General features: G+C 44.6%; 9 protein-coding genes, 4 tRNA genes and 2 pseudogenes. 11 read left to right on the top strand and 4 right to left on the bottom strand.

Annotated features, from left to right (window positions below):
- Window positions 1–56: 56 nt before the first annotated feature.
- The 3 genes and pseudogenes from hutC to yeiP form a co-directional block, all read right to left on the bottom strand.
- Window positions 57–769 (bottom strand): annotated as a pseudogene (gene hutC, locus UA76_RS02270) (histidine utilization repressor).
- A 125-nt stretch (window positions 770–894) separates the two neighbouring features.
- Window positions 895–1,215: an HI1450 family dsDNA-mimic protein gene (locus tag UA76_RS02275; RefSeq protein WP_047042579.1), complete on the bottom strand. Its 321-nt coding sequence runs from the start codon at window positions 1,213–1,215 to the stop codon at window positions 895–897.
- A complete protein-coding gene (yeiP, locus tag UA76_RS02280; protein ID WP_047042581.1) occupies window positions 1,215–1,781 on the bottom strand; it encodes an elongation factor P-like protein YeiP in 567 nt (188 codons plus the stop codon). The genes UA76_RS02275 and yeiP overlap by 1 nt, the downstream gene beginning before the upstream one ends.
- Window positions 1,782–1,909: 128 nt before the next feature.
- On the opposite strand from yeiP, the gene UA76_RS02285 reads away from it, so the two are divergent.
- The 4 genes from UA76_RS02285 to UA76_RS24315 all read left to right on the top strand — a co-directional run bounded on the left by UA76_RS02285 (window position 1,910) and on the right by UA76_RS24315 (window position 5,014).
- Window positions 1,910–2,677, top strand: coding sequence for a nucleotidyltransferase domain-containing protein (locus UA76_RS02285; protein ID WP_047042862.1), 768 nt, complete (start codon window positions 1,910–1,912; stop codon window positions 2,675–2,677).
- Window positions 2,678–2,856: 179 nt separating this feature from the next.
- Window positions 2,857–3,939 (top strand): PTS transporter subunit EIIC, encoded by a 1,083-nt coding sequence (locus tag UA76_RS24310; RefSeq protein WP_238322142.1) that lies wholly within the window; start codon window positions 2,857–2,859, stop codon window positions 3,937–3,939.
- Window positions 3,900–4,340, top strand: coding sequence for an EAL domain-containing protein (locus UA76_RS25115; protein WP_075202525.1), 441 nt, complete (start codon window positions 3,900–3,902; stop codon window positions 4,338–4,340). The genes UA76_RS24310 and UA76_RS25115 overlap by 40 nt, the downstream gene beginning before the upstream one ends.
- Entirely contained in the window at window positions 4,337–5,014 is a 678-nt protein-coding gene (locus UA76_RS24315; protein ID WP_075202526.1) for an EAL domain-containing protein, read from the top strand. The genes UA76_RS25115 and UA76_RS24315 overlap by 4 nt, the downstream gene beginning before the upstream one ends.
- Here the strand turns inward: UA76_RS24315 and UA76_RS02295 are convergent.
- A complete protein-coding gene (locus UA76_RS02295; RefSeq protein ID WP_047042583.1) occupies window positions 4,986–7,364 on the bottom strand; it encodes a DNA polymerase II in 2,379 nt (792 codons plus the stop codon). The two genes, UA76_RS24315 and UA76_RS02295, sit on opposite strands and share 29 nt — an antisense overlap.
- Before the next feature lie 377 nt (window positions 7,365–7,741).
- Between UA76_RS02295 and uvrY the strand changes: the two genes are divergently transcribed.
- The 7 genes and pseudogenes from uvrY (at window position 7,742) to UA76_RS02330 (ending at window position 11,477) form a co-directional block, all read left to right on the top strand.
- Window positions 7,742–8,386 carry a UvrY/SirA/GacA family response regulator transcription factor gene (gene uvrY, locus UA76_RS02300; RefSeq protein ID WP_047042865.1) on the top strand — a complete coding sequence of 215 codons (645 nt, stop codon included), beginning with the start codon at window positions 7,742–7,744 and terminating at the stop codon, window positions 8,384–8,386.
- Window positions 8,386–10,218 carry an excinuclease ABC subunit UvrC gene (gene uvrC, locus UA76_RS02305; RefSeq protein ID WP_047042585.1) on the top strand — a complete coding sequence of 611 codons (1,833 nt, stop codon included), beginning with the start codon at window positions 8,386–8,388 and terminating at the stop codon, window positions 10,216–10,218. The genes uvrY and uvrC overlap by 1 nt, the downstream gene beginning before the upstream one ends.
- Window positions 10,219–10,264: 46 nt before the next feature.
- A pseudogene (gene pgsA / locus UA76_RS02310) lies at window positions 10,265–10,821 on the top strand (CDP-diacylglycerol--glycerol-3-phosphate 3-phosphatidyltransferase).
- A gap of 235 nt (window positions 10,822–11,056) precedes the next feature.
- A tRNA-Cys gene (locus tag UA76_RS02315) sits at window positions 11,057–11,130 on the top strand.
- A gap of 3 nt (window positions 11,131–11,133) precedes the next feature.
- Window positions 11,134–11,209 (top strand) — tRNA-Gly (locus UA76_RS02320).
- 87 nt (window positions 11,210–11,296) lie between these two features.
- Window positions 11,297–11,383: transfer RNA gene (locus UA76_RS02325), tRNA-Leu, on the top strand.
- Window positions 11,384–11,401: 18 nt separating this feature from the next.
- A tRNA-Gly gene (locus UA76_RS02330) sits at window positions 11,402–11,477 on the top strand.
- Window positions 11,478–11,651: the final 174 nt, after the last annotated feature.

Here is an 11,651-nt window from a genome sequence, read left to right on the forward strand (position 1 = left end):
TCGCTACGGCAAGGTGAATGTTGCTAAATTGTGATCAACAAACAGGATGATGCTCTTTAATCGATCATGATCTTGGAGCTTAATTTGTAGTTATTGCCTGGATGGTAGAGAAGTGCAGAGCTAACAAGCGCATTATTACTCCATGTCCGACGTTTGAGAACCAAGCAGGCGCTACCTTCTTGCAGAGCTAGTTCTTCTTTAACTTTATCCTCTGCGATGATGGCTTCGACTGTGTGCTCTATCGCACTAAGCGGGCAGTTGTTTGACAGGTATTGGTGAGGTGTAAATTGAGTAAAGTCTTGATTGATATAATCAGGAACAATCTGTGCGTTTACCCAACGCATCTCGAGTTGAATGGGCGTCTCATCTTCGAAGTGGACAATCTTACTGTAGTAGACGAGAGAGCCTTGCATTATGCCCAGTTTAGTCGCTATGACGTCATCCGCGTTAAGAGAGGATTGAGTTATGACTTTATTGCTGTATAGCTTGCCGCGCTCTAGAACCTCTTCCGATATGTTACGAATGTCTAGAAGGGGGATTCTGGCTTTTGGTGATTAAGATTGACGAAAGTGCCCGCGCGAGGCTTACGCGTGAGTTTTCCTTCGTTTACCAAATCTCTGATCGCTTTGTTGACTGTCATACGGCTGACTGAAAACTGTTTAGCGAGCTCTACTTCTGTTGTAATCCGATGGCCATGAGGCCAGCGACCAGATGCTATATTGTCATCGATAAACTGTTTTATTTGCAGATAGAGCGGCTCAGAAGACATTGTGCATTTCCATTAATTGACTATACAAATATTCTGTCATTTACGTAAAGGATGCAAGTCGAGGGCACAAAAAAGCCAATCAGAGATTGGCTTTTGTAAGTGACTTCAAATCATTTTCTAACTTGTTAGTCACGCTTCCACAGCATGTGACAGAACTTATGATCTGGGTCGCGGCTGATAAGCATGCGAGCAAAGACATCATCCAGCGCGTCGTCGGCTTCGTTCACTAGACCGATGCGCACTTCTGCGTAAGTCTCTTCGTCAACGACAAAACCTACGTGCTCAGTCCAGTCATCACCCGTTTCCACAACTTCTGCTGCACCACGGTCTTCAAACTGCGCCGTGAACAGAATCACGTCTGCAGGCTCTAGATTATCTGGAGCCATTTCTAGGAAGATATCGTAGGCTGCGTCGATGACGTCATCGTATGAGATCAAATCGGTCATTATGCGCGGCTCATGTATTTGCGTTCAGCTGTGTTGATCACGATGCGATCACCCGTTGCGATGTACTCAGGTACTTGAACCGTCAGGCCAGTTGGCAAACGTGCAGGCTTAGTACGAGCTGAAGCAGATGCGCCTTTGATTGAAGGGTCAGTCTCTTCGATCGTCATCTCTACTGCCGCAGGAAGCTCAAGTGCGACTGGGCTACCGTCTACCAATACGATGTGCAGGCCTTGGATTTCTTCGGTGATGAACATTAGCTCATCTGCAATGTCTTCTTGCTTGAAGGTGTACTGAGTGTAGTCTTCGTTGTCCATGAAGATGTACTCGTCGCCGTCCACGTATGAGAACGAAGAAGCACGCTTGTTCATTTCTACCGTATCAACCACATCGTCAGACTTAAAACGCTCATCAACGCGTGCACCAGTGTTTAGGTCGGTACAACGTAGCTTGTAGATTTTCGCGCCACCACGACCGCCCGGAGTGGTTACTTCGATGTCTTTAATTAGGAGTGTTTTGCCGTTAGATTCGATAGCAAAACCTTTTTTCAGTTCACTTGCCCTTGGCATGGAGAGTTATCCTATTTGTTTGGTTTCGGTGCATTATACCAAGGACAATCAAAGAAGGAATCTCTTGATTGATCTTTGATGCTAAGCGAACATTATGGCAGTTCAACTCTTTTAGTAATGACCAATCGATGATTTTATCTACCCTAGACTCACAACAACCTTTTCAACCTGAATACCAAAAAGCCATTGACGAGCTTGTGACCTTTCTTCGAGGTGGGCTAGGAGATAACCTTCACAGCGTCTATATATACGGAAGTGTAGGGCGAAAGTGTGCCAAGCTGAATCTTTCAAACATAGATGTAATTGTCATTACACATCGCAGCTTCTCTGACACTCGCACAACGCTATTTAATACCATTAAATGGCGCTTTCAACGCTCTTATCCGCACATTACAGGCATTAACTTTAAATGCGGATTGGTGAAAGAAGTTGCGAGTCTGGACAGCATTTTCTCATGGGGCTTCATTCTTAGACATTGCGCCGTTTGCGTTTATGGTGAGAATCTGTCTGAGTGTTTTGGCGACTATGAGCCGAGTTGGGAGATCGCCAAACATTGGAATATGGATATTGAAGATTGGCTTGCGGTGTATCGCAATCGCATTGGCCGTGCGAATAAGGCTGAAGACCAAGTTAATGCGCAAGTAATTATCGCAAAGAAACTGCTCCGCGCGAGCTATTCACTTGTGATACCAAAAGACAAAAATTGGTTTGATGACCCGCTCGAATGTGGGGAGCAGTTCCTTCGTTACTTCCCAGAAAAAAGGGTGGAGGTGCAAAGATTGGGCATTCTGCTCAAAGGGCAGCCGATCCCAAAACGGTCAGTCATTGGCCTGCTTGATGGATTTGGGGAATGGTTGGTTAAGCAGTTTAAGAAAACAGAGTTTCGAATCGGCTAAATCTGAAATTTTGGCACCCTTGCTTAAATTATGTGTAGTTGGTTTTAAATTTTTGCTGATTTATAGAGCGATTAATTAGTACAAGCTACGATAACATGATATGAAACACAGACACTGACTCGTACAAAAGTTAATATTCTTCAAATACCTATCACCAAATAGTTGAGAAGAGGGCACTTTTGTACGCACGGAAAGCGAAGCAAATTGCACAGTGGAAACAAGTGTTTTCATCACAAATGCAGGCTATCAGGGAAGGGTTGCTGTGGATTCTCCCGTGTTTGATGGTTTCTCAGCTCATATTATTCATTGCATCAATTGGAGAGTTTAGTCACGGTGGCCGAACGCCTTGGTTAGATTTTTTATTTGAGCTCTATTATTACCTCAACAACCTCTTTCCAATCTTATTGACCGCCGCTTTATCTTTCATTCTTGCGATGCAGTGGCGTCTGCCTAGGCCACCTATCGCCTTAATATCTATTGTCTATTTAGGGCTTTTTCATAAATTATTCCAAGGCTCCGACAGTCGTTTGGTATTGGAACTCATCATTTCTGTTGCGACCCCTCTCTATTCGGTGCCAATGATAGCGGCTATCTATAAACGTCGTTGGCTGCGATTAGTCAGTAACGAGCAACTGAGTCGAATCGTTCGGGAATCTCTGAACCTGATTCTTCCCGCCATCTTTGTCGGCGTTGTTGTCATTTGTATCAACTCATCGGTGATGGTGTTTGCAGAGAAATACAACATCATCTCGTTAACGAATATGGATTATGAGTCCTCCCCACTGACATTCGGAGCCGTTTTTGCGGCGGTAAATTCGGTATTGTGGTTTATGGGGATTCACGGTTACTACGCACTGTTACCTTGGATTGAAGTGTTAGAGCAGGGCATTGTCACCACACAGCAAGCGGTCGCTTTAGGGCAATTTACAAGCGAATTTGTAAACTACTCATTTATGGGCGTGTTCGTGTTTACGGGAGGAAGTGGCGCAACGTTGGGGCTGGTGGTCGTTCTGATTCTGTTTGCCAAGTCGAAAGCGCATCGATTGATTGCCATCGCGAGCTTGCCTTTGTCCCTGTTCAATATTAATGAAGTGTTGTTGTTTGGGTTACCCATCATTTTCAACCCGAGGCTGTTTTTACCGTTTCTATTGGCGCCTTTTGCGAATTTGATAACAGCATATATTGCAATATCGCAAGGTTGGGTGGTACCACAACATCAGCAATGCCATTTAGCAGTCCTATCTTCATTAATGGTTGGTTAGCAACGGAAGGGGATTTTTCAGCAGTATTTCTGCAGTTGTTTAATGTGGCGTTGTCAGCCCTGATCTATTTCCCAGCAGTCATGGCACTCAACAGTACACTACGCGACCGCGATATTGGCTTTAGTTCATTAGACACAACTTACTCTCGCCGTTATGAAGAAGCGCAGACATTAAGTAATGACTACTTAATGCGTGAAAAAGCGCAAAATCAACGACGAGATAGAATTGAACGTGAACTCAAGCACTACAGTCAGAAAGAGTTCTGCTTGGAGTACCAACCGCAAGTCTGTTCTAAGAGCGGACGAGTTGTTGGCTGTGAAGCATTAATTCGAGCGATAGATGACTCAGGAAAGGTAGAGTACCCGGGAGCGTTTTTGCCGTGGTTTGAAAAGGCGGAATGATGAAAGATATCGACCGTTGGGCCGTTTTTCAGGCGGTCAATGATGTGAAGGTAGCGCTAAAGCAAGGCTGGGCGGTGCCAACGAGTGTCAACATCACTCCGGAAACCTTGTTAGATTCCGGTCTAGTTGAGCGTTTGGCAAAGGCGATTGCACCAGTTGCTGAGTATATCCATATTGAGATAACTGAAGAGACCTTACTTAATGATAAGGAACTCGTCGCTCAGTCTCTCAGTGAGCTTAGAAAAACGGGCGCGAAAATCTATATTGATGATTTTGGTTCGGGTTTCTCGTCATTGAGCTATTTGACTTACTTCGATATTGACGCAATTAAGATTGATAGAAGCTTTGTGTTGGCTCTTGAGACAGTTAAAGGGAAGAAGGTGTTCAGTGGTTTGTTGAACTTGGCTAACGACCTCGAGTTGGCGACGGTGGTAGAGGGTGTTGAAACTCAAGAGCAAATTAGTTGTATTACTCCTCAATCAGATACGTCAATCCAAGGTTGGTTCTATAGTCGGTCATTGCCTCTAGCCCAACTCAAAAAATATATCATTGAGACTAATCTCCTGAGCCCAAAATCTGAAGGCTCGGGGTCTAGTGATAAAGGGGATTCAGATGATTATTCCGATCATGGCGTGGACGAGTTGACTAAAACAGACCTAGCTGAGGCTCGCTAAGCGAACCAAAATCCATTCCGATAAAAGGTAGTATGGCGTCGGCAACAGGCTTTAGTTGTTTATCGATGTAGTGCTGATAATCGATAGCACTTTGAATGTACTCTTTCGGTTCAGGCCCGTTAATAGTAATCAGATATTCGATACGGCCACGGTTTTGATATTGCAGAGGTCGCCCCAATTTAGCGTTCATCTCATCGGCGAGTCGAGCTGCTCTTACTTGTGGTGGTACGTTCTTTTGATACTCATGTAAGCGGCGGCGAAGTCGTTTTTGGTACACCATCTCATCATCAAACTTCCCAGCAAGGGTATCTTCGACAAAGTTGCGTACAAAATCATGTGGCTTTTCGCCGTGAAAGACCATCTCATACAGGGTTTGTTGAAAACGTTGCGCTAAAGGCGTCCAGTCTGTACGGGCACTTTCTAAGCCTTTAAAAACAATTCGATCGGCATCTCCATCAGTGACCAATCCGGCGTATCGCTTCTTAGAACCGGTTTCGGAGCCACGGATAGTGGGCATTAAAAAGCGTTTGTAGTGAGTTTCGTACTCGAGCTCTAAGATTGAGCTAAGTTGATACTCTTGCTCTAGGTGTTCGTTCCACCATTGATTGATCTCCTTGACCAAGCGCTTGCCAATTTCGTCGGCGTTTTCTTGAGAGAATTCACCGTTAAGCGATACGAAAGTAGAGTCTGTGTCACCATAGATAACCTGATACCCACGCGTTTCTATCAGCTTTTTAGTCTGCTTCATGATCTCGTGCCCACGCATAGTAATACTGGAAGCTAAACGAGTATCAAAAAAACGACAGCCTGATGAGCCAAGCACGCCATAGAATGAGTTCATAATGATCTTGATGGCTTGAGAAAACGCTTTGTTGTTACTTCTCTTAGCCTGATCTCGCGCAGCCCAAAGCTCTTCGATCATCTTGGGTAAGAAGTGCTTTGTACGATGAAATTGTCCGCCGCGAAATCCCGCCACTGCTTGGTTTTCTTCTCTGCCAACATCCAGTTTCAAGCCTTCGATTAATCCCATTGGATCGATCAGGAAGGAGCGGATAATAGAGGGATACAGACTTTTAAAATCTAAAACCAGAACAGAATCATAGAGGCCAGGGATTGAGTCCATGACGTAACCGCCAGGGCTTGCTATCCAGTTTTCCGGGTATAAATTTGGTGCAACGTAGCCTGCTCGATGTATTTGCGGAAGATAAAGGTTAGTAAATGCAGCGACTGAGCCACCGATTCGGTCTAATTCAACCCCTGTGAGACGTGTTCGCTCAATGGCAAACTCAAGCAAGTGCGTGTGCGCAAAAATCTTATTCACCAATGTACAATCTTGTAGGTTGTATAGGGCGAGAGAAGGTTTGTCCTCTTTGAACATGCGGTTGATTTCATCCATTCGGTCATGAACGTTATGGATAATTTTCCCCTCATGTAACAGCTCTTGAGAGACGGATTCGAGCGACCAAGATTTAAAGTGGTATGTAGCGGTTTTTAAGGTATCAATGCCATCGAGTACGACACGGCCGGGTATATTGATAAAACCTTGCTGAGTCTGACTTGAGGTGCGAAAGAAACTTGATTGTCCTCCGCGGCCAATGGCGAATTTTAACTTGTGCCATTCACAGCGCTTGTGAAGCAGACGAAAATCGAAGTCCACCACATTCCAACCCACGACGACGTCTGGGTCGTAGTTTTGAAACCAATTGATGAGTGCGTTAAGTAATGCTTTTTCGTCCGCGACCCATTCAATAGGAGTGTCGGCAGGTTGCGGGTCGCCAATCATGATGACTCGGCTATCGAGCGGGCTATCCAATCCTACAGAGTAAAGAATGCCTTTCTCGGAACATTCGATATCGAGAGAGACTTGAGTTAGGTTTGGAAGATAGTCGTTTTTACGACATTTGACCTGTTCGAATCGTAGATGATTATGCCGTTCAATACTTTTGTTAGTAACCCTTTGGCCAGTAAACTCAACGCCACCTCGAATAAACCTTTCCATTAAATAGCGATCCGCCAATCGAATGTCCGACTCAAACGTCAAGATGTTTGCTTGCGCCAGTTGATGCGCTAATGCGTTGGAATCTTGAATGGTTCGGCAATAGCAAGCCACAAGCGGGCTGCTGTCGAAAGTCTTCAGAGTGAGTGGTTTTAAGTCAATCGCAATGCCTTGTTGAATTGAAATTGATTGAACGGCTTCAAATTGATGGTCTTCAATGAAGAAGATAGGCTTCTCACCTTGGATGATGAGTTGACTTGGCCCTTCATCTGTTTTCAACCACAGCTCGATTTGTGTTTGACCACCAACATCTCGCGCCTGACGCGTTAAAACAAAGCCTTGTTGAATAGTCACACTTACTGCCTTATTAGTTGTGCTTATTAAGTTTTAACAGTGTATCAGAGAAGGTCTGTTTTCTCACTTATGCCTGCTAGGTGGTTGAATTATATACATTAGATTGAGGTTTGTTGGACATATAAATTGATCATGATTTTGTCCTGACATTCATTTTGTCAGAATATGCCATATTGCACCTGCTCAATTAAGCAACTGTTGATCTCTAAATTGTTGACGGAGGCTATAATTGAAAAATAAGTACTTGCTAAAGTTTACTTTTCGGCACATATTCTTTGGTAGAGAATAATCCTAATATAGTTAAACTAGGCAGCCAAGCTGCTATCCACTCCCTGAGGGTGGGTGCAGAGCCAATTGAGAAGTGTGGAGATACAAGTTTGATAAATGTTTTCCTTGTAGATGATCACGAGCTGGTTCGCACAGGGATACGACGTATTATTGAAGACGTCCGTGGAATGAACGTAGCAGGGGAAGCTGAGAGCGGTGAAGAAGCAGTAAAATGGTGTCGTAATAATCATACTGACGTCATTTTAATGGACATGAATATGCCGGGTATTGGTGGCTTAGAGGCAACCAAGAAAATCTTGCGTTTCAATCCTGATGTGAAAATCATTGTTCTAACTGTTCATACGGAAAATCCGTTTCCAACTAAAGTGATGCAAGCAGGTGCCGCAGGCTACCTAACTAAAGGTGCTGGCCCTGATGAAATGGTTAATGCAATTCGTGTGGTCAATAGCGGTCAACGTTATATTTCACCTGAAATTGCGCAGCAAATGGCACTGAGTCAATTTTCACCGGCCTCTGAAAATCCATTTGCAGACTTGTCTGAGCGAGAGCTTCAGATAATGATGATGATTACCAAAGGTCAGAAGGTAACCGACATTTCGGAGCAGCTAAATTTAAGCCCGAAAACAGTCAATAGTTACCGCTATCGACTATTCAGTAAGCTAGATATTAGCGGAGACGTCGAACTGACTCATCTCGCTATTCGACATGGAATGTTAGACACCGAGACTCTCTAGTGACCACCCCATTTGACTCGGTTTCCTTTCTAAAAACAGTCACCAATCAGCCCGGCGTTTATCGAATGTACAACGCCGAGGCTGTTGTTATTTATGTCGGCAAAGCAAAAGATCTCAAAAAGCGCCTTTCTAGCTATTTTCGCAAGAAAGTAGACAGCGAGAAGACGCGCGCGCTCGTCAGTAATATCAATAAAATAGACGTGACAGTAACTCACACTGAAACCGAAGCGTTAATTTTAGAGCATAACTACATCAAGCAGTACTTGCCTAAGTACAACGTATTATTGCGTGACGATAAGTCTTATCCCTATATATTCATCAGTGGTCATCAGCACCCTAGGCTTTCGATGCATCGCGGTGCAAAGAAGCGAAAAGGGGAGTACTTTGGTCCATATCCTGACTCTGGTGCTGTTAGAGAAACGCTTCATCTGATCCAAAAGATATTCCCAGTTCGTCAATGCGAAGATACGGTATACGCAAACCGGACGAGACCATGTTTGATGTATCAGATTGGCCGTTGTGCCGGGCCTTGTGTATCGTCGATCATTTCGGATCAAGATTACGCAGAGCTAGTCAATTATGTCCGACTGTTTTTACAGGGTAAGGACAAACAGGTACTGGAAATTCTCATCGAGAAAATGGAGAAAGCCAGTCAGGCTCTCGCGTTTGAAGATGCTGCTAAATTTCGAGACCAAATTCAGGCAATACGTCGAGTTCAAGAGCAGCAGTTTGTCTCTGAAGACACCATGGAAGATATGGATGTATTGGGTTTTGCCCAAGAAAACGGTATGGCCTGTATCCATATTCTCATGATTCGTCAGGGCAAAGTGCTGGGCAGTCGCAGCCATTTCCCCAAAATTCCGTCTAATACCGTTGCTCAAGAGGTGTTTTATAGCTTTTTGAGTCAGTACTACCTCAGTCATAATGAGGCACGTACTATTCCTAGTCGCATCGTTTTGAATCAAGGGCTACTGGATGATGAAGTGCCTCTGCAACAGGCGCTGACAGAACTCGCGGGTCGTAAAATCCACTTTCATGTAGAGCCAATAGGTACTCGTGGTCGTTACCTTAAGCTTTCCAACACCAACGCGTTGACGGCAATTACCACCAAGATTAACCACAAAATGACCATCTCACAGCGCTTTAAAGAGCTGAGAGAAGTGTTAGATATGGATAGTATTTCACGAATGGAGTGTTTCGATATCTCGCACACCATGGGCGAAAGCACAATTGCATCGTGTGTTGTGTTTAATCAAGAAGGGCCTGTAAAACAAGAATATCGTCGTTACAACATCACTGGTATCACGGGTGGCGATGACTATGCGGCCATGGGCCAAGTATTAGAACGCCGTTACTCTAAGCAGCTCGATGTCGATAAAATTCCGGATATTGTTTTCATTGATGGTGGTAAAGGTCAATTGAATCGAGCGTTGGAGATCATCAGTCAGTACTGGAATGATTGGCCAAAGAGACCAAGATTGATTGGCATTGCAAAAGGTGTGACTCGGAAGCCCGGTTTAGAAACCTTAATCACTACGGCAGGGGATGAGTTTAATTTGCCAAGTGATGCACCCGCTCTTCATCTTATTCAGCATATCCGAGATGAGAGTCACAACCATGCCATCGCTGGGCATAGAGCGAAACGTGGAAAAACACGCAGAACCAGTCCATTGGAAGGTATTGAAGGAGTAGGGCCAAAGCGCCGTCAATCATTACTTAAATATATGGGTGGGCTGCAAGAATTGAAACGTGCTTCTGTTGAAGAAATCGCCAAAGTCCCAGGAATCAGCCATTCTTTGGCAGAAAACATTTATCAAGCATTGAAACAATAGTAAAAATACCGCAACATAAAGCCGCAGTGTGTCAGAGAACAATAATATGCGTTTGAACATCCCCAACATTTTGTCTTTATTACGGCTTTTTCTAATCCCCGTATTCGTCGTAGCCTTTTATTTACCTTACGAATGGGCCCATTTGCGGCAGCAATGGTGTTTTGGGTGGCAGGCTTTACAGATTGGTTAGACGGCATGTTGGCGCGAAAATTGGGTCAAACGTCTCGTTTTGGTGCCTTTATTGATCCGGTTGCTGACAAAGTATTAGTGGCCACTGCCCTGATCCTAATCACTGAACACTATCACAGCATTTGGATTACGATTCCGGCAGTGACAATGATTGCTCGCGAAATCATTATTTCTGCACTTCGTGAATGGATGGCAGAAATAGGGAAGCGAGCTAGCGTAGCGGTGTCTTGGGTAGGAAAAGTAAAGACGCTTACTCAAATGTTTGCCTTATGGGTACTTATTTGGCGCTACGATGACTGGATGATCTGGCTAGGTTATGCGGCATTGTACATTGCAACTTTCCTCACTTATTGGTCGATGATGCAATACTTGGCGGCAGCTAAGGACGATCTCCTCGACGAGAAACATCATTAAAAAGAGCGGGCTTAGGCCCGCTTTTTTGTATCTTGAAATTGGTTTTTCAAGTTTTCCTATTGAAAATCATCGATTTCATGCTAGTAAATTCACAAATTCTCGCCACATTGAATGCAAATTAGACAAACGATTCAAATTATAAAAAATAGTGTTGACTCAACAGTGCTAATCCGTAGAATGCACTCCGTACCCAAGAGGAAGCAGCCAACCAAAGCGGTTTCTAATTGAAGTATGTGGCGTGTTGGCAGAGTGGCTATGCAGCGGATTGCAAATCCGTGGACCTCGGTTCGACTCCGGGACGCGCCTCCATTTGCGACACTAGCTCAGTTGGTAGAGCGCAACCTTGCCAAGGTTGAGGTCACGAGTTCGAACCTCGTGTGTCGCTCCATATTTTGAAGTATGGAGCTTAGGTGCTTATAAGTAATAAGTTCGATACTAAAGATGGTGTCTTACCCATCGCAATAAAGAATTGCGTGCCCTGGTGGTGGAATTGGTAGACACAAGGGATTTAAAATCCCTCGGCGTTCGCGCTGTGCCGGTTCAAGTCCGGCCCGGGGCACCATCTAGTCTTAATGACTACGCGACACTAGCTCAGTTGGTAGAGCGCAACCTTGCCAAGGTTGAGGTCACGAGTTCGAACCTCGTGTGTCGCTCCAAATCGGAAGCCCTAGCAGAAATGCTAGGGCTTTTTCGTTTATGGTGACGTTTAGAACAGTGAACCGTGTTATCAGATGGTAGAACGCAACCTTGCCAAGGTTGAGGTCACGCTGATGTTCAAAAGAAAGCGAACCTCGTGTGTCGCTCCAATTCAAAGCCCTAGCAGAAATGCT

The organism is Vibrio mexicanus, assembly GCF_001012815.1.
GTDB lineage: Bacteria > Pseudomonadota > Gammaproteobacteria > Enterobacterales > Vibrionaceae > Vibrio > Vibrio mexicanus.

Bases quoted from the DNA above. Each gene is read 5' to 3' on its own strand.
- UA76_RS24315 (WP_075202526.1), top strand. From the start codon at position 4,337: ATGATGAAAGATATCGACCGTTGGGCCGTTTTTCAGGCGGTCAATGAT.
- UA76_RS02275 (WP_047042579.1), bottom strand. From the start codon at position 1,215: ATGACCGATTTGATCTCATACGATGACGTCATCGACGCAGCCTACGAT.
- yeiP (WP_047042581.1), bottom strand. From the start codon at position 1,781: ATGCCAAGGGCAAGTGAACTGAAAAAAGGTTTTGCTATCGAATCTAAC.
- UA76_RS25115 (WP_075202525.1), top strand. From the start codon at position 3,900: ATGCCATTTAGCAGTCCTATCTTCATTAATGGTTGGTTAGCAACGGAA.
- UA76_RS02285 (WP_047042862.1), top strand. From the start codon at position 1,910: ATGATTTTATCTACCCTAGACTCACAACAACCTTTTCAACCTGAATAC.